Genomic DNA, 26,577 nt, shown 5'->3' with positions numbered 1-26,577 from the left:
TCATAGGGTTAAGGCACTAAACCGAATGAAAAGTGTCAGAAGGTTTTGCTGAAGCCCAGAAAAATGGCAACGCGATGAAATTCCGTGCGTTAAGCACTTCCCCTGCACGACCGCAGTGTTATGATGGCGTGATTTTTATCAGCCTGCCCTTTGAGTACATTGAGAAAGCGAACATGTTAAAAAAATTACTTTTCCCGCTGGTTGCCATGTTTATGCTGGCCAGCTGCGCAACACCGCCAACCACCATTGAAGTGTCACCAAAGATCACCCTGCCACAGCAGGATCCAAGCCTGATGGGCGTGACGCTAAGCATCAACGGTGCCGATCAGCGTACCAGCCAGGCGCTGGCGAAGGTGACCCGCGACAATCAGCTAGTCACGCTGACGCCATCCCGCGATCTGCGCTTCCTGCTGCAGGAAGTGCTGGAGAAACAGATGACCGCCCGCGGTTATATGATTGGGCCAAACAGCCCGGTTGATCTGCAGATCATCGTTAACCAGCTGTATGCAGACGTTTCCCAGGGTAACGTGCGCTACAACATCGCCACTAAAGCGGATATCTCCATCATTGCTACCGCGAAGAACGGTAACAAGATGACCAAGAACTACCGCTCCAGCTATAACGTTGAAGGCGCGTTCCAGGCTACCAATAAAAATATCGCTGACGCGGTTAACTCCGTGCTGACCGATACCATTGCGGATATGGCTCAGGACACCAGCGTTCACGACTTCGTTAAGCAGAACGCTCGTTAATTTTTACCCCGTTGGCCTGCTCACGCGGGCCAACAACAGAGTTTGTACAATTCCCCTATGTCCAATCATTATCTGCGCATCTTTCAGCAGCCAAAATCAGCCATTTTACTGATTCTGGGCTTTGCGTCCGGCCTGCCTCTAGCCCTGACTTCAGGTACGCTTCAGGCCTGGATGACCGTCGAAAACATCGACCTGAAAACCATCGGTTTCTTCTCGCTTGTGGGCCAGGCCTACGTCTTTAAGTTTCTTTGGTCGCCGGTAATGGACCGCTATACCCCGCCGCTGCTCGGGCGTCGTCGTGGCTGGCTGTTAATCACGCAAATTCTGTTGTTGGTGGCAATCGCCGCCATGGGGTTCCTTGAACCCTCCTCGCAGCTGCGCTGGATGGCTGCCCTGGCGGTGATCATCGCCTTCTGTTCTGCCTCCCAGGATATCGTCTTTGATGCCTGGAAAACTGACGTTCTGTCTGCCGAGGAACGCGGGACCGGTGCAGCCATCAGCGTGCTGGGCTACCGCCTGGCAATGCTGGTTTCCGGCGGTCTCGCGCTCTGGCTGGCGGACCGCTATTTAGGCTGGCAGGCCACCTACTGGCTGATGGCAGCCCTGCTTGTGCCCTGTATTATCGCCACGCTTTTGGCGCCAGAGCCTACAGATGCCGTCCCCGTCCCTAAAAGCCTGGAGCGCGCCGTCGTTGAACCGCTGCGTGACTTCTTTGGCCGCAACAATGCCTGGCTGATTTTGCTGCTGATTGTGCTTTATAAGCTGGGCGATGCCTTCGCCATGAGCCTGACCACCACGTTCCTGATCCGTGGCGTTGGCTTTGATGCCGGTGAAGTCGGCGTGGTGAATAAAACGCTGGGGCTGTGCGCCACCATTTTCGGCGCGCTGCTTGGCGGAATGCTGATGCAAAAGCTGACGCTGTTCCGCGCCTTGCTGATCTTCGGCATTTTGCAGGGCGTGTCCAACGCCGGTTACTGGCTGCTGTCGGTAACGGATAAAGACATGATTACCATGGCAAGCGCGGTGTTCTTCGAGAACCTCTGCGGCGGCATGGGCACTGCAGCCTTCGTGGCGCTGCTGATGACGCTGTGCAACAAGTCATTCTCAGCCACCCAGTTTGCGCTGCTTTCCGCGCTTTCCGCCGTGGGCCGCGTGTATGTCGGCCCGATTGCCGGCTGGTTCGTGGAAGCCCACGGCTGGCCGACGTTCTACCTGTTCTCCGTAGTCGCCGCTGTACCGGGGATCCTATTATTACTGGTCTGTAAGCGCACGCTGGAGTTCACCCAGCAAAACGAAACCTTCATGACGCGCAGTGAATTTGCTCCGGCTTACCGCCTGGCGCTGCGTATTCTGGGCTTTGGCTGCCTGCTACTGGCGGCGTGGCTGCTGGTTATTATCAGCAATGCGCTTGGGCTGACCGAATGGGCATTTGGTTTACAGCTGCTGGAATGGGGCGCTTTGTTCGCCATCGGTGGGATTCTGTTTGGCGGCCTGCTGGACTTCCTCGCCCTGCGCAAAACGTCACTTATCTGATAAGAATAAAAAAACCGGGCGGATAAACGCCCGGTCTGAGAAAGCCGGCAGGGTCACCCTGCCGGCTTTTTTATCGCCTTAAGCCAGCGCGTGTGCTGCCGCGTTTTGCCCGGCAAGTGTACCAAAGATGATGATATCGGCGACGGCGTTGCCGCCGATGCGGTTTGCACCGTGAATGCCGCCCACCACTTCACCTGCGGCCCAGACGCCCTGAATCACCTGATGCTGTTCGGTTACCACTTCTGCGCTGGTGTTAATAGTGACACCGCCCATCGTGTGGTGAACCCCTGGCGCAATGCGGATCGCGTAGTATGGCCCGGTGTCCAGTGGGAAACGCATCCCGGTGGTACGCCCAAAGTCTTCGTCCTTTTTCTGCTTCACAAAGCCGTTGTAGCGATCCAGCGTTTGCTGCAGCGCGTGCGCATCCATATTCAGCTTCACCGCCAGCTCTTCCGCCGTTGGCGCGCTGATCACAAACCCACGGGCAATATATTCATCCGCCGCTTTGTTGTTCTGGCGTACCTGCTCATCAAACAGGATCCAGGCACTTTTCTCCGGCAGAGCGATAATCTCTGCGGAAACCTTGTCACGGGTTTCCAGCTCATTGAAGAAGCGCTGCCCTTCCTGACTGACCAGAATAGCCCCGCCGCCGCGAATGGACTCGGAGATCAGATAAGAAGTCGTTTGCTCCACGGTCGGGTGGATCTGGATCTGATCCATGTCCACCGTACCGGCGCCGATCTTCTCCAGCAGGGCAATACCGCTCCCGGTCGCACCTTTATGGTTGGTGGTCACAAAACCTTTCAGCTCAGGGCGGTAGTGAACCACCATTTTACGGTTGGCGCTGAAGCCACCGGTAGCCACAACCACGCTTTTCGCCAGCAGAATATGGTGTTCGTTATATTCGTTCGCAACCTTAACCCCGGTTACCACGCCGTTTTCATGCAGAATCTCTTCCACGGTGGTATCCAGCAGTACGTCGATGCTGCGCTGGTTGACGTTGTTGACCAGGCCGCTTATCAGGAAGCCACCAACGGCCGAGCGGTCTGCCGGGCGGTGTGTACGGTCAATGCTCATCCCGCCGGTGATGGTAATGTCGTTCAGGACGATATCCAGGCTTGCCAGCCAGTCAATGGCGCCTGGCGCGCGCTCGACGAACTCTTTCAGCAGCTCGGTATTGTTTCTGAATTTACCGCCTTTCAGGGTCTCATCGTAGAACAGCTCTTTGCTGTCTTTGATGCCCTTCATCGCCTGGAAGCGCGTTTCCGCGGCGTTCATGCCCACGGAGGCTTTGATGGTGTTGCCGCCGATGGTTGGCATCTTCTCGATGATTACCACGCGGGCACCGGCATCGGAAGCACGAATAGCCGCCGCCAGGCCTGCACCGCCGCTGCCGATCACCGCCACATCGTAGCTTTGAGGTGCATCCGGGTTGCCGCCTTCTTCAATCACATGTTCTTTGCTGGAGGTGGTCATCGCGCGGGAGACCGCTTTCTTCAGGGCCTCACTTTGTGCCGTTGCCCCGGTCACCGCATCCACATACGGGCTGTTGGCCACCAGCATACGCGAGCGCAAAATTTCGAAACTTGGGGTGAAATCGACATCCACCGAATCGTCCTGCACCAGAGTAATGTCGGTGATACGGTCAGTGTCGAGCGTGACGCTGATTTTGAGCTTGAGCGCTTCGGCCTCCACTTTTTCCTGGAAGACCCCGGCTTTGTATTTGCGGCCAGTGGTGCTGGTATCGCGGATCATGGCATCGACCAGCGAGAAGCGCCACAGCGGCTCAGGGATCAGCAGCTCTTCACGCTTGGTGCTGTCAATGAACAGATCCAGCGTTTCATTTTTTAAAATGCGATCGGCCCAGTCCGGGTAGGCAATACAGGCTTTCCCGACGGCAATCAGGTCGTACCCGAGGCCCAGCGCTTCTTCGGCATCAGTGCGATTAACGACCCCACCCACCCCGATAACCGGCACTTTCGCCAGCGTTTCAGACCGCATCGCCAGATACTTGTTGATCAACATGGTCGGATCCTTGGTATCGACAATCGACAAACGCTTGAAGTAGCCCACGGAGAAGTGCACGTAATCAACGCCCCTTTCCGCCAGCTTTTCCAGCAGGTACATGGTGTCGTCGAAGCGGATGCCCGGCACCTCAATCTCTTCCGGCGAGAAACGGTAGCCGATAATAAAGGAAGCATCGGCGAAGCGGCTGGCCATTTTGTGGGTGATTTCGAGCACTTCCAGCGGGAACCTGGCGCGGTTGTCGCGGCTGCCGCCCCACTTATCGTCACGCTGGTTAGAGTTTGGCGAATAGAACTGCTGAATCAGGTAAGTGTTTGCGCCGTGGATCTCCACGCCGTCGAATCCGGCTTTGATTGCACGGTTCACGGCATCGCCAAACTTGGTGATCATCACATCCACTTCTTCGGCGGTCAGGGCTTCTGGCGTGGTGGCCCCTTCACGCGGTGCGGCAATGGCGCTCGGCGCGACGGGCTTCTTGCCGCCAATCAGCTCCGGCTCAACCATTCGGCCGCCGTGATAAATCTGCAGAATGGCTTTAGAGCCGCGGGATTTAATCGCGCTGGCAATTCGCGCCAGGCCAGGAATTTTGTTGTCACTGTCGATAGCCAGAGCACCGGGGAAAGCGGGGCCTTTAGGATCGATAAAGCAGCATTCGACGATAACGGTGCCGATGGTGCCCGCGCGTTCGCGGTAATACTCAACCAAATCGCTGGGCACGCTGCCGTCGTAAAAACCGGTACAGGTGGTCATCGGCGCCATGATCAGGCGGTTTTTCAGCACCGCGCCGTTGGGCAAGGTGAGTGGCTTCAGGATCGGAGTTTTGGAGTTCATTCTTTATCATTCCAGCAGGTGAGGTCGACATTGTCCGGCACTCAATGAATAGCCCCGGCAGGCAACACAATTATCAGGGAGTAACGTAATTTGAATTAGAGAACAGAAACGGCAATTTTGCGGAATATATTTTTCGAATGTTAGTCAACGCCTTAAAAAAAGCAAATACAAATAATAACCATAAATAACAAAAGGTTTTATATCACTTTGCTTCTACTGAATAGTCGATGGCAATCAGCGAAGCGGCTTATTTACATCAGGTTACGATTTAATCTTTAACCGCTTAAAGACTATGGATATAAATGAAGCGGATTTTTTTAGTTAAATAAAATCGTTGGCTTTTTGCTATACAGAAACCAAAATCAAATACCTGACACGGTCAGCAGGAGCGCAAAAGAAGGGATAATCCCCCATTGTTTCAGTATGATGAAGGATTCGAGAAACAATCGCTTATCACTCAATAAATATGAGGTTAAATGGAGGCAGGGAGCAGGTGCGATGGGCGGTCAGATTTGCACCGGTTAAAAAAACTATCATGAATGTATAAAATTCTGCCTATAAAAGATGAGGTGGAAATAAAAGTCGGGAAACAGGTTTTGCAGGGAATATTAATCGAATTCATCATGATAACTTTAAGGCACAGGCTATGACTAACACCTCACCAATAAGCGCGACAGCGAAAGCATCGCCCCCGGACGCGGGGAATAAAAAGCGCTTGATATTGCTATTTTTACCTATCCTTATCAGCATCATTATATTACTGCTTCCGGTTCCGGCCGGATTAGAGCCCTACGCATGGCACTTCTTCGCCATCTTCGTCGGGGTGATTGTCGGGCTAATCTTCGAACCCTTACCAGGCGCAGTTATCGGGCTGACAGGCATCGTGGTTATCGCGCTGTTCAGCCAGTGGCTATTGTTTAGCCCGGCCGAGCTGGCAGACCCTAAATTTAAGCTGGCGAGCCAGTCCTTCCAGTGGGCGGTCAGCGGCTTTAGCAACTCCACCGTTTGGCTGATCTTCGGCGCCTTTATGTTTGCCGCCGGCTACGACAAAACGCAGTTTGGCCGCCGTCTGGCGCTGATCCTGGTGAAATACCTGGGCCGACGCAGCCTGACGCTGGGTTACGCGATCACCTTCGCCGACCTGCTTCTCGCCCCGTTCACTCCGTCTAACACCGCGCGCAGTGGGGGCACGATTTACCCGATTATTGCTAACCTGCCGCCGCTGTATGGCTCTCTGCCCAATGACCCAAGCTCGCGCAGAATTGGCTCTTACCTGATGTGGGTGGCGATCAGCGCCGCCTGTATCACCAGCTCGATGTTCCTCTCCGCGCTGGCACCGAACCTGCTGGCGCTGGCGCTGGTGAAAAGCATCATCGGCTTTGAGATCTCCTGGGGCATGTGGTTCCTGGCCTTCCTGCCGCTGGGCGTGCTGCTGATCCTCACCATGCCGCTGCTGGCTTATTGGTTCTATCCGCCGGAAGTAAAGGTGAATGACGAAGTGCCGAAATGGGCTGCCGCAGAGCTGGAAAAACTGGGCAAACTGTCGCGCAAAGAAATCCTGCTGCTGCTGTTTGTCTGTAGCGCCCTGCTGATGTGGATTTTTGCCGCCGCATGGATTGAGCCTGCCATGGCCGCTCTGCTGGTTATTATCCTGATGCTGTGGACCGGCGTGCTGAACTGGAACGACATTATCAGCAATAAACCGGCCTGGAATACCTTTGCCTGGTTTGCCACCCTGGTGGCGCTGGCCGATGGCCTCGCTCGCGTGGGCTTTATTGCCTGGCTGGGTAAAGAAGGTGCCGCGCTGCTGCACGGCTTCGACCCGCAGGTATCGGCGGTGATGCTGCTGGTGGCGTTCTACCTGCTGCACTATCTGTTTGCCAGCACCACGGCGCACACCACCGCGCTGCTGCCGGCCACGCTGACCATCGCCGCATCCATTCCGGGTATCAATATGCCTGTCTTCTGCCTGATGATGGTGACTTCACTCGGCGTGATGGGGATCATCACCCCTTACGGCACCGGTCCAAGCCCGATTTACTACGGCAGCGGCTACCTGCCAACCAAAGATTACTGGCGAATGGGTACCATCTTTGGCGCTATCTTCCTCTGTTCGCTGATGCTTATCAGCTACCCGTGGATGGTGCTGATGTTCTGATGCACAACGTTTGATGCAAAAGCCCCCGGCATAAACCGGGGGCTTTTTTATTTTATGAAGTAAACCATTTCGATGGTGATGCCATAAAGCATAGGCAGCAATATCATGCCCAATAGATTCACCAGGGGAGGAAGCTGACGGATAAATAAAACAGGGAACATCAGGACAACAACCACAATCCTGACAGGTAAGTTACGCCAGTCGCCACGTCTTTGCCAAAGCGCCCATCCCACCGGGATAACAAGGAAGAGCAGGATAACCAGCGCCCGCATCGTTATGACATCTTTTCCCTGCCATGCGCTCGCTCCACGCCATGCGCTATAAAATGCCATCGCAAGAAGCAGCCACGATGCCAGCCAGAAAACAGTATGGACGCATTTGCTTGCCGCTCCTCCGGATTTAAATCGGCGTTCAAGAAACGGATATCCCCAGAGAAAAGTCGCCACTACGGCCAGCATGACACCTGACTGAAACGCGGCTTTCGGTGACTCATGGCCCGTTAGCCAGGCCGTATACCCCCAGAAAACTACGGCAATGATGGCTCCCCAGCTTAGGGCCAGGGTTGGTTTTTGCAGCACCTCAAGGAGTGAAGGATTAAGGCGCTCCAACAATGCGGGCGACTGCTGGCGTAATTCCCCCACCTGCTTCGCCAGCTGCGACAGCAGATCGGGAACCAGCCTTACCCACCCTGGAATCGCCATCCCTTTTTCCGTCAGCAGTCGCCATTTCAACTGAGCATAACGATTGCCTCCATATTGCCTGGCCAGATACTGCCAGTAGTTCTCCCGGTTAGTTATCGCAATCTGCTGTTCGAGGGCATGTACCAGCCAGTCAAGAAGTTGAGATGAGCGGTAGCTGTCAATCTGCCAGTCCATCACCGCAGAGACTTCATTTAACAGGCTGCGGTTAAGCCACTTCTGCTCGCTTAGTGCTTCGGCGAGCATCAGGCTAAACACGTGTCGGGCTTCAAGTGCATCGGGGATTTCATTATCAAGGTAACGATGCAGCGTCCCCAATCCTTCAAGTTCATCCCTGATTAACAGAGTCGAAACTGACTGCGCCTGTTCCCAGAGTTCATTTTTGCTCCAGAGTGTTTGTGGCTGAGAGGTCTGCTCCTGCATCAGTTCCCGAACATAATCCATCATCGGCGTAGGTTCAGGTTTATCCGGGAAATGCTCATCTTCGTCGTTCAGAACAACCGTCGAACTGGCATAGCGTTTGGCGCTATCAAACGCCTCGCGCAACGCCTGAAACCCCTTCGGGTCTTTGTCCGGCCGCCGTAGCTTTAGCTCCCGGGCATAAGCCCGACGAATTTCGCTTTCATCTCTTGTAGGCTCAATGCCCAGCACATCCCATATCGTCGCCATCTTTACAGTCCGTCGTTAAGCTGGTCTAACACCCGACGCAGGTCGTCCCGCGCGGCAGCAATAACACGCAGATCCTGGCGGTCCAGCGCCTGTTCAAACTGCGTCGCATAATGATCGATAATCTGGCGTCTGTCTCCCAGCGTCTGCTCATAGCGTTTTGCCGCTTCGGCAGCCAATTGGCGATTTTCAGGCACGTCCCGGGGATGTTGTTTGAGCGCGTCCAGCTGTTTTAAGCGGTTTGCAATATCCTCAGCGCTGAACATGCCCGGCGATTTCTCGATCACCATTGTGGATGCGGTTTGCTCGCCGCTGACCCTGCATTCCACTTCCAGGATGCCGTCAAGGGTATAGGTGAAACGCACGTCCACGCTAACTTCCCCCGCTTTGCGCGGCGGGATCTGAATCGACATGCTGTCCAGGCGCAGGTTGTCGCTGACTTTGCGGGATTCTCCCTGATAAACCTCAATATCGATCTTGAGCTGGTTATCATTCATGGTGCTGAAGGTCTGCATCACGCTAACCGGCACGAAGGCGTTGCGCTCAATCAGCGGCGAGAAAAAGCCTTCTTCTATTTTGTCCCCGTGCCGGCGGGCCACTTCGATCCCCAATGAATAAGGCATCACATCGGTGAGCACCACGTCGTCCAGCGCTTTGTCTTCCGCTATAAGTCCGGCCTGAACGCCAGCGCCCAGCGCCACCACTTCGTCAGGATTCAGTTCATTACGAGGGAAGCGACCAAACATGCGGGTCACCAGTTGACGAACCAGCGGCATACGGGTTGCGCCGCCCACCAAAATAACGTGGTCGAGTTGCGCAACGTCAAATTGCGCATCCTGTAACGCCTGAACCACCGGTTTTTTCAGGCGGGACAGCAGCCCACTGCAACATTCCTGGAAAGCCTCTTCGGTCATATCCCAGCCGTATTCCTCACCACCGCAGGTCAGTTTCGCAGTGGCTTTTTCCTGATTGCTGAGCTGGCGTTTTAACGATTCTGCCTGGCGGGTCAGTTCTGCGGCAAACGCCGGGTCATCAAGCGTTAGCTGGGGATAGTGGCTTAGCATCCACTGGCGGATTGCTTCGGTAAAATCATCGCCCCCCAGCCAGGCATCGCCGCTGCTGGCGCGCACCTCTATGACGCCTTCAAACATATCGACGATGGAGACATCAAACGTTCCGCCGCCTAAGTCGAAGACCAGGAATTTTTGCTCACGGCTGTCGGCCAGTCCGTAGGCCAGCGCGGCTGCGGTGGGCTCATTAAGAAGGCGCTCAACGTCCAGGCCGGCCATCTGCCCGGCAGCTTTCACCGCTTTACGCTGGGTATCGTTGAAGTAAGCCGGTACGGTAATGGCCGCACGCGTGACGCTGCAGCCAAGCGTAACCTCGGCATCCGCTTTTAATTTTCTCAGCACTAACGCGGCAAGCTCTTCAGCACGAAATGACTGCTGGCCAAGAGTGAAGGTTTTATCGGTGCCCATATAACGCTTGAAACTGGCGACAGTGAGATGAGGATGACTAACCAGTCGGGCCTTTGCCGCCTCGCCAACCAGCAGATGCCCATCGTCATCCAGCCCGACAACGGAAGGGGTTAAACGCTCACCGCGGCGGCCCAAAATTAACGTTGTCCCCGCAGCACCAAACCAGGCCACGGCGCTATTGGATGTGCCGAGATCGATACCAATAATGGGTGAAATATGTCCTGCCATGATCTTATCCCTGATTATAAAGTGGCTACTTAACGCCCTTAACCCTGTCGTTTTCACCTGCTTTGTGATTAAGAAAATGTAATTAATACCGGATAGTTACTTTTTTTGTCTATTAATTACCCAGGCCATAAAGTGTTACCGTCGAGGACTATTTATCGTAATTAAATACAGTTTTCTTTAATTACTTTGTTCAATAAGCATTAAAAGATTATCCTTAACGATTCAGCCCGGTGAGAAATTAATATTTGTTGGAAACATGTGACAAATGCTGCTGCATTGTTAATTAAATGTATTTTAATTTGACTGGTTATACTCATTTCCCCGGACTATTTCCGCCAACATAGGTTTTCGTTATAACCTGCGGAGCCCGCGCACCAACGCTAGATTTTACAGTTTGTTGCATTCTGTGTGACATCGTAGGCAGAACCCGGTAACACCCTACTGACACTGCGCCATTCATGTTTACAGTAATGTAACCTTCCCGTAAAATGCCGGCACACTTTAAACGACAATAGAGCTCCCTGGAATTGAGGTCGTTAAATGAGACTCAGGAAATACAATAAAAGTTTGGGATGGTTGTCATTAATCGCAGGCGCTTTTTTACTCAGTGGCTGTGATTCTGCACTCCTGGATCCCAAAGGACAGATCGGACTGGAACAACGTTCACTGATACTGACGGCCATCGGCCTGATGTTGATTGTCGTTATCCCTGCAATTGCAATGGCTATCGGTTTTGCCTGGAAGTATCGGGCATCCAACAAAGACGCCAAATACAGCCCTAACTGGTCGCACTCGAACAAAGTGGAAGCTGTAGTCTGGACGATTCCTATCCTTATCGTTATCTTCCTCGCGGTACTGACCTGGAAAACCACTCACTCTCTTGAACCTAGCCGCCCGCTGGAACATGAAGCGAAGCCGGTGACCATCGAAGTTATCGCCATGGACTGGAAATGGTTCTTCATCTATCCGGAGCAGGGTATCGCTACGGTGAATGAAATCGCCTTCCCGGCCAATACCCCAGTGGAATTCAAAATCACCTCTAACTCGGTGATGAACTCCTTCTTTATTCCCCGCCTGGGTAGCCAAATCTACGCAATGGCAGGTATGCAGACCAAACTGCACCTGATTGCCGATGAAGCCGGCACCTACGACGGTATTTCGTCAAACTACAGCGGTAAAGGTTTCTCCGGCATGAAGTTCAAGGCTATCGCCACGCCGGACATGGACACCTTTAACCAATGGGTTGCTAAAGCGAAACAGTCTCCTGAAGTCATGAACGATATGGCGACCTACGAGAAACTGGCCGCGCCAAGCGAATACAACAAAGTCGAATACTTCTCCAGTGTTAAACCTGATTTGTTTAAAGACGTGATTAACAAATTTATGGGACACGGGAGCATGCACATGACCAAGCCGGAAGGTGAACAGGCTTCCCATGACGATATGAAAGGCATGGAAGGTATGGAAGGCATGGACATGAGTCACGCGGAAACCTCTCACTAAGGGGCCGAGGAATAATACGATGTTCGGAAAACTTACACTGGATGCAATCCCGTACCATGAGCCAATTGTCATGGTTACGGTTGCGGCAATCATCGTCGGGGGACTGGCGCTGCTTGCGGCTATCACTTACTTCGGTAAGTGGGAATATTTATGGAAAGAGTGGCTAACCTCCGTTGACCACAAACGCCTCGGCGTGATGTACATTATCGTCGCTATCGTCATGCTGCTGCGCGGCTTTGCCGATGCGGTAATGATGCGTAGCCAGCAGGTACTGGCCTCCGCCGGCGAAGCAGGCTTCCTGCCGCCTCACCACTACGATCAGATCTTTACCGCCCACGGCGTTATCATGATCTTCTTCGTAGCGATGCCATTTGTTATCGGCCTGATGAACATCGTTGTGCCTTTACAGATTGGCGCGCGTGACGTTGCCTTCCCATTCCTGAACAACCTGAGCTTCTGGTTCACCGTTGTCGGCGTGGTGCTGGTTAACCTGTCACTGGGCGTGGGCGAATTCGCTCAGACCGGCTGGGTAGCTTATCCACCGCTATCGGGGATTGAGTACAGTCCGGGCGTCGGGGTCGATTACTGGATCTGGAGTCTCCAGCTGTCCGGTATCGGTACGACACTGACCGGTATTAACTTCTTCGTGACCATTCTGAACATGCGTACCCCGGGTATGACCATGTTCAAAATGCCGGTGTTCACCTGGGCTTCGCTGTGTACTAACGTACTGATTATCGCCGCGTTCCCAATCTTCACCGTGACCGTCGCGCTGCTGACCCTTGACCGCTACCTTGGCACCCATTTCTTTACCAACGATATGGGTGGCAACATGATGATGTACATCAACCTCATCTGGGCATGGGGCCACCCGGAAGTTTATATCCTGGTGCTGCCGGTGTTTGGTGTGTTCTCTGAGGTGGTTGCAACCTTCTCTAAAAAGCGTCTGTTCGGTTACACCTCCCTGGTGTGGGCGACCATCGCGATTACCGTTCTGTCGTTCATCGTTTGGCTGCACCACTTCTTCACCATGGGCAGCGGGGCGAACGTAAACGCCTTCTTCGGTATTGCCACCATGATTATCGCCATCCCGACCGGGGTGAAGATCTTCAACTGGCTGTTCACCGTGTATCAGGGCCGCATCGTCTTTAACTCCGCGATGCTGTGGACCATTGGCTTCATCGTCACCTTCTCTATCGGTGGGATGACCGGTGTTCTGCTGGCGGTGCCGGGCGCGGACTTCGTGCTGCACAACAGCCTGTTCCTGATTGCACACTTCCACAACGTTATCATCGGCGGCGTGGTCTTCGGTTGCTTCGCAGGTCTGACCTACTGGTGGCCAAAAGCGTTCGGCTTCACGCTGAACGAAACCTGGGGCAAACGCGCCTTCTGGTTCTGGATTATCGGTTTCTTCGTGGCATTTATGCCGCTGTACGTGCTGGGCTTCATGGGCATGACCCGTCGTCTGAGCCAGCAGATCGATCCACAGTTCCACACCCTGCTGGTTGTTGCAGCCTGTGGTGCGGCGCTGATCGCTCTGGGCATTCTGTGCCAGCTGATTCAGTTCTACGTTTCTATCCGTGACCGCGAGCAGAACCGCGATCTGACCGGTGACCCATGGGGTGGCCGTACGCTGGAGTGGGCAACGTCTTCCCCACCTCCGTTCTATAACTTCGCCCACCTGCCGCACGTTCACGAGCGTGATGCATTCTGGGAGATGAAAGAGAAAGGTGAAGCGTACAAGCAGCCTGCGCACTATGAAGAGATTCATATGCCGCGTAACAGCGCAGCCGGTATCATCATCGCTGCATTCAGCACCGTGTTTGGCTTTGCCATGATCTGGCACATCTGGTGGCTGGCGATTGTTGGCTTTGCCGGCATCGTTATCACCTGGATTGCGAAAAGCTTCGACGAAGATGTGGATTACTATGTTCCGGTGGCTGAAGTCGAAAAACTGGAAAATCAGCATTTCGAAGAACTCACCAAAGCAGGGCTGAAAAATGGCAACTGAGACTGTAAATAACGCCCACGCCGCGGAGCACGGGCACCACGATGCGGGAACCAATAAGGTCTTTGGTTTCTGGATCTACCTGATGAGCGACTGCATTCTGTTCTGTTGCTTGTTCGCGACCTATGCCGTTCTGGTGAACGGCACCGCAGGTGGCCCGGCAGGGAAAGACATCTTCGAGCTGCCGTTCGTGGCCGTTGAAACTGCCCTGCTGCTGGTGAGCTCCATCACCTACGGCATGGCGATCATCGCCATGAATAAAGGCAACAAAAGTCAGGTTATCTCCTGGCTGGCGCTGACCTTCCTGTGCGGTGCAGGCTTCGTTGGGATGGAAATCTATGAATTCCATCACCTGATCAAAGAAGGCTTCGGCCCGGATCGCAGCGGCTTCCTGTCAGCGTTCTTCGCGCTGGTCGGTACCCACGGTCTGCACGTCACTTCCGGTCTGGTGTGGATGGCATTCATGATGATTCATGTTTCCCGCCGCGGCCTGACCAGCACCAACCGTGCGCGTCTGATGTGCCTGAGCCTGTTCTGGCACTTCCTTGACGTGGTTTGGATCTGCGTATTCTCTGTAGTCTATCTGATGGGGGCAATGTAATGAGTCATTCAACTGAACATAGCGGCGCCCACCACGGTAGCGTGAAGACCTACATGACAGGTTTTATCCTGTCTATCATCCTGACGGCTATTCCGTTCTGGATTGTAATGGAAGGCACGGCCTCTCACGGCACCATGCTTGCCGTGATCCTGGTGACTGCAGTCGTCCAGATTCTGGTGCACCTCGTGTGCTTCCTGCATCTGAACACCTCGTCGAGTGAGCGCTGGAACCTGGTGGCCTTCGCCTTTACGGTGCTGATTATTGCCATTCTGGTGATTGGCTCGATCTGGATTATGTGGAACCTCAACCTGAACATGATGGTTCACTAAGAGCGGCATGTATGATTAAGCAATACCTGCAAGTAACGAAACCAGGAATTATTTTCGGTAATTTAATTTCTGTCATTGGGGGATTTTTACTGGCCTCGAAGGGCAGCATTAATTACCCGCTGTTCCTCTATACGCTGGTTGGCGTATCACTGGTGGTCGCATCAGGTTGTGTTTACAACAACTTTATCGACCGCGATATCGACCAGAAGATGGAGAGAACGAAAAATCGGGTGCTGGTTAAAGGCCTGATTTCACCGAAAATTTCGCTGGTGTACGCCACCGTGTTGGGTATTGCTGGCTTCATGCTGCTGTGGTTTGGTGCAAATCCGCTGGCGATGTGGCTGGCCGTGATGGGCTTCGTGGTGTATGTCGGGGTGTATAGCCTCTACATGAAACGCCACTCGGTCTACGGCACGCTCATCGGCAGCTTGTCCGGTGCGGCTCCTCCGGTTATCGGCTACTGCGCCGTGACCAACGAGTTCGACACCGGCGCCGCTATCCTGCTGGCTATCTTTAGCCTGTGGCAGATGCCGCACTCCTATGCGATTGCCATCTTCCGCTTTAAAGATTACCAGGCCGCCAATATTCCGGTTCTGCCGGTGGTAAAAGGCATTTCCGTCGCCAAGAACCACATCACGCTGTACATCATCGCTTTTGCGGTGGCGACGCTGATGCTTTCTCTGGGCGGCTATGCCGGATACAAATATCTGATCGTCGCCGCGGCGGTCAGCGTCTGGTGGCTGGGTATGGCGCTGCGGGGCTATAAAGTGGAAGACGATAAGGTCTGGGCGCGCAAGCTGTTCATCTTCTCTATCGTGGCCATTACCTCGCTGAGCGTCATGATGTCGGTCGATTTCATGGTGCCAGACTCACATAATCTGCTGACTTACGTCTGGTAAGTCGCGAAAAGCATAAAAGGGCACCTCGGTGCCCTTTTTTATCAGTATCATCAAAGCACCTGCCCTGTAATATCTGCTAAATAACTAACGATTTACCCTCCCCTGCCCTCGCACTACACTAAGGCCGACTTTTTATCTGAGGTGGTAATGAACGATTACAAAATGACGCCCGTCGAGCTGCGTGCGACGTGGGGTTTAGGCACTGTCTTTTCCCTGCGTATGCTGGGTATGTTTATGGTATTGCCGGTTCTTACCACCTGGGGTATGGCGCTGCAGGGCGCAAGCGAAGCGCTCATCGGCCTGGCAATCGGCATTTATGGCCTGGCGCAAGCCGTCTTCCAGATCCCTTTCGGCCTGCTTTCTGACCGTATTGGCCGCAAGCCGCTTATCGTTGGCGGGCTGGCTATCTTTGTGCTCGGCAGCGTTATTGCCGCCCTGAGCGACTCCATTTGGGGCGTCATTTTAGGCCGTGCGCTGCAGGGCTCCGGCGCAATCGCCGCCGCTGTTATGGCGTTACTCTCCGATCTAACCCGTGAACAGAACCGAACCAAAGCGATGGCCTTTATCGGCGTCAGCTTCGGGGTAACCTTCGCCATCGCGATGGTGCTCGGCCCGATCATTACTCAGGCGCTTGGCCTGCAGGCGCTGTTCTGGATGATTGCCGTCTTAGCCAGCTGCGGCATTCTGATTACGATTTGGCTGGTCCCGAATAGCAAAACGCACGTGCTTAACCGCGAGTCGGGAATGGTCAAAGGCTGCTTCCGCAAAGTGATGATGGAGCCAAAGCTGCTGAAGCTGAATTTCGGCATCATGTGCCTGCACATCATGCTGATGTCCACCTTTGTCGCCCTACCGGGCCAGCTTGAACAAGCGGGGTTTCCAGCGGCTCAGCACTGGAAAGTCTATCTCTGCACCATGCTGATTTCGTTTGTTTCGGTCGTACCCTTCATTATTTATGCCGAAGTTAAACGCCGCATGAAGCACGTCTTTGTGGGCTGCGTGGCGGTACTTCTGATTGCCGAGATCGTGCTTTGGGGCGCGGGCCCGCACTTCTGGGATCTGGTGATTGGCGTGCAGCTGTTCTTCCTCGCCTTTAACCTGATGGAAGCGATTCTGCCTTCACTTATCAGCAAAGAATCTCCGGCGGGCTACAAAGGCACCGCCATGGGCATCTACTCCACCAGCCAGTTTATCGGCGTAGCCATCGGCGGCTCGCTAGGCGGCTGGCTGAACGGGCTGTTTGATTCGCAAACCGTCTTCCTGGCAGGCGCGGTGCTGGCGATGGTCTGGCTATTCGTCAGCTGGACAATGCAGGAGCCGCCTTACGTTAGCAGCCTGCGCATTGAGCTGCCGGAAAGCAGTGCGAACGACGAATATTTGCGTGAAAGGCTGCTGGCTCAGCCAGGCGTGAGTGAAGCAAACATCATTCCAGAAGAACGCAGCGCGTATGTGAAAATCGACAGCAAGCTGACGAACAGATATGAGATTGAGCAGGTGGTGAAAGGATAGAACATCCCTCACCTGATGCGGTGAGGGATTAAGCAGCATGCCCTCTCATGTTTCAGCAGAGGGCGTGAATCAGTCGCGGAAGTTCTTAAACTGGAACGGCTGCCCCAGATTGCCGCCACGAATCAGCGCCATTACGGCCTGTAAATCATCGCGAGCTTTACCCGTCACGCGGATCTCTTCGCCCTGAATCTGGGTCTGAACCTTCAGCTTGCTGTCTTTAATCAGCTTAATGATTTTCTTCGCAACGCTTGCTTCAATACCCTGTTTCAGCTTAGCTTCCACGCTCCAGGTTTTGCCGCTGTGAACAAACTCTTCAGGCACATCAATAGAGCTGCCTTCGATGCCGCGCTTAAGCAGCTTGGCGCGCAGGATATCCAGCAGCTGGTTTACCTGGAAGTCAGATTCGCTGGCAACTTTGATGGTCTGATTTTTTTCATTCAGTTCAAAGCTTGCCGGCACGTTACGGAAGTCAAAACGGGTCGCCAGCTCGCGCTCGGCGTTCTCTACCGCGTTGTTTACTTCCTGCAGGTCGATTTCAGAAACGATATCAAAAGATGGCATGTGTTTTCTCCCTCTCTGGTTTGCGTTGCATAATACCCGCTGGGCTGCGCAAAACAACCTGTTAAAGAGCCGGGAAGCCGATAACGCTATAATAGAAAGTAAGTTTAGCATTCGCGCAGTGTGCGAATGGGGGAGGCAATAATGAAAATCACCGTGCTGGGTTGCGGTGCGCTGGGTCAGCTCTGGTTGACCGCACTTCACAAGCAAGGGCATGAGCTTCAGGGCTGGCTGCGTGTGCCGCAGCCGTATTGCCACGTCAATCTGCTCGATACCACCGATGGTAGCGTCTTTAACGAGTCCTTCACGGCTAACGATCCCGAATTTCTCGCCACCAGCGACCTCCTGCTGGTGGCGCTCAAAGCGTGGCAGGTTTCTGATGCCGTGCGCACTTTGGCAGCCCAACTGCCTTCGAGCTGCCCGATATTGTTGCTGCATAACGGGATGGGGACGCTGGATGAGCTAAACGGATTGCCCCAACCTTTGTTGCTCGGATTAACCACTCAGGCCGCGAAAAGAGACGGAAACGTGATTGTGCACGTCGCTTCCGGCATCACTCACGTTGGCCCGGGGAACGCTAAAGCCAGCGACTTTAGCTACCTTGCAGATACACTCCATGCCGCGCTGCCCGATGTGGCCTGGCATAACAATATCCAGCCGGCGAGCTGGAACAAACTCGCGGTAAACTGCGTGATAAACCCGCTGACCGCGCTGTACAACTGCACTAACGGCGAATTGAAGAATCATCTCGATGAGGTGACCAGCATTTGTGAAGAAGTCGCCCAGGTAATGACGCGCGAGGGCCACCACACCTCACCCGAAAACCTGCTGGATTATGTCGGGCAGGTGATAGAAAGCACGGCAGAAAATACCTCATCGATGCTGCAGGACATCCGCCTGGAGCGCCACACGGAAATTGACTATATCACCGGCTACCTGCTGCGCAGAGCGAGAGCTCACGGCGTCCCTGTGCCTGTGAATGCCCGGCTCTATGAGCAGGTTAAACGTAAGGAGAATGAATATGAGCGCACAAGCGCTGGTCTGCCTGGCACCTGGCACTGAAGAGACCGAAGCGGTTACCACTATCGATCTGCTGGTCCGCGCCGGGATCAAGGTGACGACGGCGAGCGTTGCTCCCGATGGCGACCTGAAAATTGTTTGCTCACGCGGTGTGAAATTACTGGCGGATGCACCGCTGGTTGAAGTGGCCGACGGCGATTTTGACATCGTGGTGCTCCCCGGCGGCCTGAAAGGTGCTGAATGCTTCCGCGACAGCCCGCTGCTGGTCGAGACCGTGCGCCAGTTTCATCTGTCAGGCCGCATCGTTGCCGCCATTTGTGCGGCGGCAGGCACTGTTCTGGTCCCGCACGAGCTGTTCCCGATAGGCAACATGACCGGTTTTCCAGGCCTGAAGGACACCATTCCCGAAGGGCAATGGCAGGATAAACGCGTTGTCTGGGACCCACGGGTTAACCTGCTCACCAGCCAGGGGCCAGGAACCGCGATTGATTTTGCACTGAAGATTATCGATTTGCTGGTGAGCCGCGAAAAAGCTCATGAGGTGTCGCAGCAGCTGGTGCTGGCGGCGGGGATTTATAGCTTCAGGGATTATCAGTAAGAACCCCTCACCCTAACCCTCTCCCCAGAGGGGCGAGGGAACCAGGACGGTGCACTCCCTCTTCTTTCGAGAAATCGAGGTAACCAGAACTCTCTCCCTTTTAGGAAGAGAGTTTTAACAAGAATTCTTCCTCTCCCTTTTAGAGAGAGAACACTCCCTCAGATTTCTTCCTCTTCCTTTTAGGGAAAGAACACTCCCCCTGAATTCTCCCTCTCCCTTTTAGGGAGAGGGCCGGGGTGAGGGTCAGTCCTTTATGGGCGGTAAACCTTAATATTCTTAAAGCCCTGCTCGCTCAGATACAGAGCCTGCAGGCGGCTCATCACGCCACGCTCGCACCACAGCAGGTAAGTTTTGCTCTGATCGAGATCGCCGAACTTAGTGCTCAGCTTGTAGAACGGCAGCGCCACAACCTCAACGCCTTCCAGCGCGAAAGGTTTCTCGTCCACTTCGTCGTTGGAGCGAATGTCCAGCAATACCTCGTTGGCGCCAAACGCATTAACCGTTTCGACTTCCACGACGTCCTGCTTCGTCTGGGTCGCAATATCGCGGATATCGATATTGGTCGCCTCGGCAACCACGCGATCCAGAATCGAGAAGTCAAACTTCTGCTCTTCTTCCTCAATCTTCGCCTTCACAGCTTTCACGGTCGGGCTTTTCGAGATCACGCCGCAGTATTCTGGCATGGTGCGAGCGAAATCAGCGGTACCGATTTCACGGGCCAGATCGATAATGTGCTCTTTGTCGTGAGAGATCAGCGGACGCAGGATCAGCGTATCGGAAACGTTGTCGATCAGGCGCAGGTTGGTCAGCGTCTGGCTGGACACCTGGCCTAACGCTTCGCCGGTCACCAGTGCCTGAACGCCATAGCGCTCGGCAACCTGAGAGGCGGCGCGCACAAACATACGTTTCAGCACCACGCCCATCTGTCCGTCTTCCACTTTCTCCAGGATCTCGCCGACCACTGGCTCAAAGTTAATGGCAACAAAACGCACACGGTGAGAGCTGCCGAAGCGGTTCCACAGATAATGTGCCACCTGCTTCACGCCGATTTCATGAGCAGCGCCGCCCAGGTTGAAGAAGCAATAATGCACGCGGCAGCCGCGACGCATCAGCATGTAGCTGGACACGCCGGAGTCGAAACCACCGGAAATCAGCGACAGTACGTCTTCCTGAGTCCCGATTGGGAAACCGCCGATGCCTTCGTAACGGCCTTTAACCAGCAGCAGACGATCGTTTTCGATCTCAAGGTTAACCGTCACGTCCGGATCGTTGAGCTTAACGCGCGCGGATTCGATGTGCTGATTCAGGCCGCCGCCAACGTAGCGCTCAACTTCAATGGAGCTAAATTCGTGTTTGCCACGGCGTTTTACGCGCACGCAGAAGCTCTTACCTTCCAGCTTGTCGCGGTACAGCTCCAGCGCCTGCTCAAAGATATTGTGCATGTCGGTGTACGGCACATCTTCAACTTCAAGAATGTGGTGGATACCCGGAATGCGGGTCAGCGCTTCACGAATGGCGATACGCTGGTTTTCATCTTTGGCGCGAACTTCAATGTTGTCCCAGTGGCGAACAACCGCCAGGCTCTCATCGTAGTGTTTTAAAACGTTACGAATATTCCCGGTGAGCATCTTAATAAAGCGTATGCGCACAGATTGGCTCTTGATGGTGATTTCCGGGAACAATTTAATGATAAACTTCATGGCGGTAAGGGTTCGTTTAGTCAGCCGGGCTGGCTGCGCAGCACGCGGGCATAGAAAGAAGTACTTGCAGCGGCGTCATGCCACCTGCATCCGAGGCGCGCAAGTATATCACCATCCCACAAAGACTGCGCACCTTAACCGACTTGAACGAGCTAGCTTGATAATCACATTGACTCCGCTACCATGTCGGCGTCGAATTAAAACAGAGTCAGACATTCACCATGCCGAAAAAAACCGAATCTCCGGCCAGCTTCGAAACCGCACTGGTCGAACTGGAGCAAATAGTTACTCGTCTGGAAAGCGGCGATCTTGCCCTTGAAGAGGCGTTAAACGAATTTGAGCGCGGCGTGCAGCTGGCTCGCCAGGGACAAGTGAAACTCCAGCAGGCAGAGCAGCGCGTACAGATCTTACTGAGCGACAGCGAAGACGCCCCTCTGACTACCTTTACCCCGGACGCCGAGTAATATGGATTTTAATCAACAGCTTCAGGCCCACGTTGTACGGGTTAACGACGCTATTGCGCGCTTTCTGGCGCCGCTGCCGTTTCAGAACAGTCCACTGGTTGAAGCGATGCACTATGGCGCACTATTGGGCGGTAAACGCCTGCGCCCGTTCCTGGTGTACGCCACCGGCGAAATGTTTGGCGTCGCCGACGAAGCGCTCGACGCGCCTGCTGCGGCAGTGGAATGCATTCACGCCTACTCCCTGATTCACGATGATTTACCGGCCATGGATAACGACGATTTACGTCGTGGGCAGCCGACCTGCCACATAAAATTTGGCGAAGAGAACGCCATTCTGGCCGGAGACGCCCTGCAAACGCTGGCGTTTTCTATACTGAGTGATGCGCCAATGCCCGGCGTTGATATTGCCGATCGCTTAGCCATGGTTTCGGAATTAGCCACCGCCAGCGGTGTGGCAGGTATGTGTGGCGGCCAGGCGCTGGATTTAGAAGCCGAAGGCAAGCAAGTTGACCTGGCTTCCCTGGAGCGCATTCACCGCCATAAAACCGGGGCATTGATTCGCGCCGCCGTTCGCCTGGGCACGCTGAGCGCCGGTGAAGCAGGCCGAAAAGCTCTGCCAATTCTGGACCGCTATGCTGCAAGCATCGGCCTCGCTTTCCAGGTTCAGGATGACATCCTGGACGTTGTCGGCGATACCGCTACGATAGGCAAACGCCAGGGTGCCGACCAGCAGTTAGGCAAAAGTACCTATCCGGCGCTGCTGGGGCTTGAACAGGCGCAGGCAAAAGCGCAGGATCTCTATCAGGAAGCACTGCAGGCTCTGGCCGAACTTGCCGAGCTGTCGCTGGACACGGTGGCACTGGAAGCGTTAGCCAACTACATTATCCACCGTGATAAATAACGTATAACAACGATGAGTTTAGATTTCTGATGAGTTTTGATATCGCCAAATACCCGACCCTCGCTCTGGTGGATGCCAGCCCGGATCTGCGAGTGCTGCCTAAAGAGAGCTTACCTAAGCTTTGCGATGAGCTGCGCCGTTACCTGCTCGACAGCGTAAGCCGCTCCAGCGGGCACTTTGCCTCCGGCCTCGGCACGGTCGAACTGACCGTGGCGCTGCACTACGTCTATAACACGCCGTTCGATCAACTCATCTGGGACGTCGGCCACCAGGCCTACCCGCACAAAATTCTGACTGGCCGCCGCGATAAAATTGGCACCATTCGCCAGAAAGGCGGCCTGCATCCGTTCCCATGGCGCGCGGAAAGCGAGTACGACGTGCTGAGCGTGGGCCACTCTTCCACCTCCATTAGCGCGGGTATCGGGATCGCCGTTGCCGCTGAAAAGGAAGGGAAAGACCGGAAAACCGTTTGCGTGATTGGCGATGGCGCAATTACCGCCGGGATGGCCTTCGAAGCGATGAACCATGCCGGCGATATCCGCCCGGACATGCTGGTCGTGCTTAACGACAATGAAATGTCGATTTCCGAGAATGTCGGCGCGCTGAACAACCATCTGGCGCAGCTGCTTTCCGGCAAGCTTTATTCGACACTGCGCGAAGGTGGCAAGAAAGTCTTCTCCGGCGTGCCGCCAATCAAAGAGCTGCTGAAGCGTACCGAAGAACACATCAAAGGCATGGTGGTGCCGGGCACGCTGTTTGAAGAGCTAGGCTTTAACTACATCGGGCCAATTGATGGCCACGACGTGATTGGTCTGGTCAATACGCTGAAGAACATGCGCAGCCTGAAAGGCCCGCAGTTCCTGCATATCATGACTAAAAAAGGACGCGGTTACGCGCCAGCGGAAAAAGATCCGATCAGCTTCCACGCGGTACCTAAGTTCGATCCGCAGAGCGGGACGCTGCCGAAAAGCACCGGAGGCCTGCCAGGTTACTCGAAGATTTTCGGCAACTGGCTGTGCGAAACCGCAGCCCACGATGACAAGCTGATGGCAATCACGCCTGCCATGCGTGAAGGCTCCGGCATGGTGGAATTCTCGCGCCAATATCCTGACCAGTACTTTGATGTGGCGATTGCCGAGCAGCACGCCGTGACCTTCGCGGCGGGCCTGGCGATTGGCGGCTATAAGCCAGTGGTTGCGATCTATTCCACCTTCCTGCAGCGCGCTTACGACCAGGTGATTCACGACGTAGCGATTCAGAAGCTACCGGTGATGTTTGCCATCGATCGCGCAGGCATTGTCGGCGCTGACGGCCAGACGCACCAGGGCGCTTTTGATATCTCCTTCCTGCGCTGCATCCCGGACATGGTTATCATGACGCCAAGCGACGAAAACGAATGCCGCCAGATGCTGCACACGGGTTACCACTACAGCGCAGGCCCAAGCGCCGTGCGTTACCCGCGTGGGACCGGAACAGGCGCAGAGCTGGAACCGCTCGTGGAGCTGCCGATAGGTAAAGGCGTTGTGAAACGCGAAGGCGAAAAAATTGCGCTGCTCAACTTCGGCACTTTGCTGCCGGAAGCCGCAGCGGTAGTCGAAGCGCTGAATGCCACGCTGGTCGATATGCGTTTTGTTAAGCCACTGGATGAAGCCCTGATTCTGGAACTTGCCGCCAGCCACGACTCTCTGGTGACGATTGAAGAGAACGCCATTATGGGCGGGGCCGGGAGCGGCGTAAACGAAGTGCTGATGGCTCACCGTAAACCGGTTCCGGTGCTTAACCTCGGCCTGCCTGATTTCTTCATTCCTCAGGGCACCCAGGAAGAAGCACGTGCGGCGATTGGCCTTGATGCGGCCGGGATCGAAGCTAAGATTCGGAGCTGGGTGGGTTAACTTCATCCGTACACTAAATAATTCAACCCACAGCACAACGGCAAGTGAGCATATCCCGATGAGCTTACTCAGGTAAGTGATTCGGGTATGAGAGCGCCGCCGACACCGCAGTGGTTTGAAGGATGACGTGTACGGCCTGCTATGCTTTTAGGATAACCCTACAACATCAGCAGGAGCGATATCATGCAATACAATCCTTTAGGTACCACCGACCTTAACGTCTCCCGCCTTTGCCTCGGCTGTATGACCTTTGGCGAACCGGACCGCGGCAGCCATGCCTGGACGCTTCCCGAAGAGAGCAGCCGGGAAATAATCCGCCGCGCGCTGGAAAACGGCATCAATTTCTTCGACACCTCAAATAACTACTCCGACGGCAGCAGCGAAGAGATTTTAGGCCGCGCGCTGCGCGACTTCGCTCGCCGCCAGGACGTTGTGGTTGCCACTAAGGTTTACAACAAAGTTGGCGATCTGCCTCAGGGCCTCTCCCGCCCACAGATCCTGCGTTCGATCGACGAAAGCCTGACACGACTCGGCACCGACTACGTCGATTTGCTACAAATCCACCGCTGGGACTACAGCACGCCTATTGAAGAGACGCTAGAGGCACTTAACGACGTGGTTAAGGCCGGGAAAGCACGTTATATCGGCGCCTCTTCAATGCGCAGCGATCAGTTTGCTCAGGCCCTGGCTTTGCAGTCTCAGGCCGGCTGGGCAAGATTCGTTACCATGCAGGATCACTACAACCTGATTTACCGTGAAGAAGAGCTGGAGATGCTCCCGCTGTGCTACAAAGAAAAAATTGCGGTGATCCCCTGGAGTCCGCTCGCACGCGGCAAACTGACTCGTCCATGGGGAGATACCACAGCAAGATCTGTCTCGGATGAAGTGGGCAAATCGCTGTACCAGACCAATAACGAAAACGACGCGCTTATCGCCGAGCGGCTGGCAAATATCGCCGCAGATAAGGGCGTTTCACGCGCGCAGGTAGCGCTGGCCTGGCTGCTTAGCAAACCGGGTATTACCGCACCAATTATTGGCCCATCAAGGCAGGAACAGCTGGACGACCTGCTTGGTGCGGTAGATTTTACGTTGAAACCCGAGGAGATTGCCGAGCTGGAGACGCCATATCAACGGCATCCCGTGGCGGGATATAAATAATCGTCCTCGCAGGTTCACTCTTTCGACTTTGGGTTTTGCTCCCTCTCCCTTTTAGGGAGAGGGTTGGCGTGAGGGTCATGACCAGCTACCAGGAAAAGTGATCGTAACCCTTCATATCCAGCGTCACAGGCTTCCCTTCACGGGTAAACTGCAGTCCTTCAGAGGCAGAAACAATCTGCCCGATACAGGTATAAGGCACGCCCAGATTGCCGATAGCCACTTCCAGCGCCCCGCGATTTAGCTCCGGCACGGTGAAGCACAGCTCATAGTCTTCGCCGCCGGACATCGCCCATTTCAGCGCCTGCTCTGGCTCAACGTGCTCGCGCAACGCTTCGGAATACGGCAGCAAATCGAGATCGATACGTGCCCCGCAGTCGCTGGCCTTCAGGATATGACCGAGATCGGAAATCAACCCGTCTGAAAGATCGATGGCACTGTTGGCCAGATCGCGCAGCGCCTGCCCGTGTAAAACACGCGGCGTTGGGCGCAGGTGCCGCTTAAGCAGATAATCCGCATGCTGTGTATTCGCAACATGCAGACGCTTCTGCAGAATTGCCAGACCAGCCGCGCTGTCGCCCGGCGTGCCGGTGACATAGATCCAGTCCCCTGCTTTTGCACCGCTGCGCTTCAGCGCCCGGCCAGCCGGGATCATGCCGTGAATACCCAGCGTCAAAGAGAGCGGGCCACGGGTTGTGTCGCCGCCAATCAACTGCATATCGTAATAATCCAGCTGTTCAAACAGGCTGTCGCTGAATGCCTCCAGCCACGCTTCATCCACTTCCGGGAGCGTGATCGCCAGCGTCAGCCAGGCCGGATCTGCGCCCATTGCGGCCAGATCGCTTAAATTCACCGCCAGCGCTTTGTAGCCCAAATCACGCGGGTCGATATCCGGCAGGAAGTGATTACCGCTCACCAGCGTATCGGTGCTGATCGCCAGCAGTTGTTTTTCGGGTACCGACAGCAACGCACAGTCGTCGCCAATACCGGCTTCCACATCACGACGAGAACTTGTAACGCGATCGAAGTAACGGGCAATCAGGGAAAACTCACCGCATGCCATGCGTGATA

The 26,577-nt window shown here is 54.7% G+C and carries 21 protein-coding genes; 15 read left to right on the top strand and 6 right to left on the bottom strand.

All coding sequences use genetic code 11. From position 1 onward, the window contains the following. Nucleotides 1–173 precede the first annotated feature (173 nt). The gene (locus A936_RS03345; RefSeq protein ID WP_008454604.1) at nucleotides 174–752 is read left to right on the top strand and encodes a lipoprotein; all 579 of its coding nucleotides are present in this window, start codon (nucleotides 174–176) and stop codon (nucleotides 750–752) included. A gap of 57 nt (nucleotides 753–809) precedes the next feature. Beyond that, nucleotides 810–2,285 (top strand): muropeptide MFS transporter AmpG, encoded by a 1,476-nt coding sequence (ampG, locus tag A936_RS03340; RefSeq protein WP_008454603.1) that lies wholly within the window; start codon nucleotides 810–812, stop codon nucleotides 2,283–2,285. Nucleotides 2,286–2,363: 78 nt separating this feature from the next. Here the strand turns inward: ampG and A936_RS03335 are convergent, their stop codons facing one another. Continuing rightward, nucleotides 2,364–5,141, bottom strand: coding sequence for a flavocytochrome c (locus A936_RS03335; RefSeq protein WP_008454602.1), 2,778 nt, complete (start codon nucleotides 5,139–5,141; stop codon nucleotides 2,364–2,366). A 646-nt stretch (nucleotides 5,142–5,787) separates the two neighbouring features. Between A936_RS03335 and A936_RS03330 the strand changes: the two genes are divergently transcribed. Continuing rightward, nucleotides 5,788–7,299, top strand: coding sequence for an anion permease (locus A936_RS03330; RefSeq protein WP_008454601.1), 1,512 nt, complete (start codon nucleotides 5,788–5,790; stop codon nucleotides 7,297–7,299). 47 nt (nucleotides 7,300–7,346) lie between these two features. On the opposite strand, the gene A936_RS03325 is transcribed toward A936_RS03330, so the two are convergent. Continuing rightward, on the bottom strand, nucleotides 7,347–8,666 hold the full coding sequence (locus A936_RS03325; protein WP_008454600.1) for a J domain-containing protein: 1,320 nt from the start codon (nucleotides 8,664–8,666) through the stop codon (nucleotides 7,347–7,349). Between the two features lie 2 nt (nucleotides 8,667–8,668). Then, nucleotides 8,669–10,369: a molecular chaperone HscC gene (locus A936_RS03320; protein ID WP_008454599.1), complete on the bottom strand. Its 1,701-nt coding sequence runs from the start codon at nucleotides 10,367–10,369 to the stop codon at nucleotides 8,669–8,671. 540 nt (nucleotides 10,370–10,909) lie between these two features. On the opposite strand from A936_RS03320, the gene cyoA reads away from it, so the two are divergent. From cyoA to A936_RS03290, 6 genes are all read left to right on the top strand, one after another. Beyond that, nucleotides 10,910–11,872: a cytochrome o ubiquinol oxidase subunit II gene (cyoA, locus tag A936_RS03315; RefSeq protein WP_008454597.1), complete on the top strand. Its 963-nt coding sequence runs from the start codon at nucleotides 10,910–10,912 to the stop codon at nucleotides 11,870–11,872. Between the two features lie 19 nt (nucleotides 11,873–11,891). After that, on the top strand, nucleotides 11,892–13,883 hold the full coding sequence (gene cyoB, locus A936_RS03310) for a cytochrome o ubiquinol oxidase subunit I (RefSeq protein WP_008454596.1): 1,992 nt from the start codon (nucleotides 11,892–11,894) through the stop codon (nucleotides 13,881–13,883). After that, on the top strand, nucleotides 13,873–14,481 hold the full coding sequence (locus A936_RS03305) for a cytochrome o ubiquinol oxidase subunit III (protein WP_008454595.1): 609 nt from the start codon (nucleotides 13,873–13,875) through the stop codon (nucleotides 14,479–14,481). The genes cyoB and A936_RS03305 overlap by 11 nt, the downstream gene beginning before the upstream one ends. Continuing rightward, nucleotides 14,481–14,810, top strand: a complete 330-nt coding sequence (locus tag A936_RS03300; RefSeq protein WP_008454594.1) for a cytochrome o ubiquinol oxidase subunit IV — start codon at nucleotides 14,481–14,483, stop codon at nucleotides 14,808–14,810. Before A936_RS03305 ends, A936_RS03300 begins: the two co-directional genes overlap by 1 nt. 11 nt (nucleotides 14,811–14,821) lie before the next feature. Further along, nucleotides 14,822–15,709: a heme o synthase gene (gene cyoE / locus A936_RS03295; protein WP_008454592.1), complete on the top strand. Its 888-nt coding sequence runs from the start codon at nucleotides 14,822–14,824 to the stop codon at nucleotides 15,707–15,709. A 147-nt stretch (nucleotides 15,710–15,856) separates the two neighbouring features. Beyond that, nucleotides 15,857–17,218 carry an MFS transporter gene (locus A936_RS03290; protein WP_008454583.1) on the top strand — a complete coding sequence of 454 codons (1,362 nt, stop codon included), beginning with the start codon at nucleotides 15,857–15,859 and terminating at the stop codon, nucleotides 17,216–17,218. A gap of 69 nt (nucleotides 17,219–17,287) precedes the next feature. Here A936_RS03290 and A936_RS03285 read toward each other — a convergent pair whose 3' ends face one another. Continuing rightward, entirely contained in the window at nucleotides 17,288–17,779 is a 492-nt protein-coding gene (locus tag A936_RS03285; protein ID WP_008454581.1) for a YajQ family cyclic di-GMP-binding protein, read from the bottom strand. Nucleotides 17,780–17,920: 141 nt separating this feature from the next. Here A936_RS03285 and panE point away from each other — a divergent pair, with 141 nt between their 5' ends. Continuing rightward, nucleotides 17,921–18,838: a 2-dehydropantoate 2-reductase gene (gene panE, locus A936_RS03280; protein ID WP_008454580.1), complete on the top strand. Its 918-nt coding sequence runs from the start codon at nucleotides 17,921–17,923 to the stop codon at nucleotides 18,836–18,838. Continuing rightward, a complete protein-coding gene (gene yajL / locus A936_RS03275; protein WP_008454578.1) occupies nucleotides 18,798–19,394 on the top strand; it encodes a protein deglycase YajL in 597 nt (198 codons plus the stop codon). The genes panE and yajL overlap by 41 nt, the downstream gene beginning before the upstream one ends. A 251-nt stretch (nucleotides 19,395–19,645) precedes the next feature. Here yajL and thiI read toward each other — a convergent pair whose 3' ends face one another. Then, complete coding sequence (gene thiI / locus A936_RS03270) at nucleotides 19,646–21,094, bottom strand: tRNA uracil 4-sulfurtransferase ThiI (protein ID WP_008454575.1); 1,449 nt, start codon at nucleotides 21,092–21,094, stop codon at nucleotides 19,646–19,648. 221 nt (nucleotides 21,095–21,315) lie between these two features. On the opposite strand from thiI, the gene xseB reads away from it, so the two are divergent. From xseB to A936_RS03250, 4 genes are all read left to right on the top strand, one after another. Next, entirely contained in the window at nucleotides 21,316–21,558 is a 243-nt protein-coding gene (xseB, locus tag A936_RS03265) for an exodeoxyribonuclease VII small subunit (RefSeq protein WP_008454569.1), read from the top strand. A gap of 1 nt (nucleotide 21,559) precedes the next feature. Then, nucleotides 21,560–22,459 carry a (2E,6E)-farnesyl diphosphate synthase gene (ispA, locus tag A936_RS03260; protein WP_008454568.1) on the top strand — a complete coding sequence of 300 codons (900 nt, stop codon included), beginning with the start codon at nucleotides 21,560–21,562 and terminating at the stop codon, nucleotides 22,457–22,459. 29 nt (nucleotides 22,460–22,488) lie between these two features. After that, nucleotides 22,489–24,351, top strand: a complete 1,863-nt coding sequence (gene dxs / locus A936_RS03255; RefSeq protein ID WP_008454567.1) for a 1-deoxy-D-xylulose-5-phosphate synthase — start codon at nucleotides 22,489–22,491, stop codon at nucleotides 24,349–24,351. Between the two features lie 183 nt (nucleotides 24,352–24,534). Continuing rightward, entirely contained in the window at nucleotides 24,535–25,509 is a 975-nt protein-coding gene (locus tag A936_RS03250) for an aldo/keto reductase (protein ID WP_008454566.1), read from the top strand. A gap of 85 nt (nucleotides 25,510–25,594) precedes the next feature. Here the strand turns inward: A936_RS03250 and thiL are convergent, their stop codons facing one another. Further along, nucleotides 25,595–26,569 (bottom strand): thiamine-phosphate kinase, encoded by a 975-nt coding sequence (thiL, locus tag A936_RS03245; protein ID WP_008454565.1) that lies wholly within the window; start codon nucleotides 26,567–26,569, stop codon nucleotides 25,595–25,597. Nucleotides 26,570–26,577: the final 8 nt, after the last annotated feature.

The sequence above is a fragment of the Enterobacter sp. Ag1 genome (assembly GCA_000277545.1).
In the GTDB taxonomy this organism is placed as follows: domain Bacteria; phylum Pseudomonadota; class Gammaproteobacteria; order Enterobacterales; family Enterobacteriaceae; genus Cedecea.
This window is presented reverse-complemented; position numbering and strand designations above follow the sequence as displayed.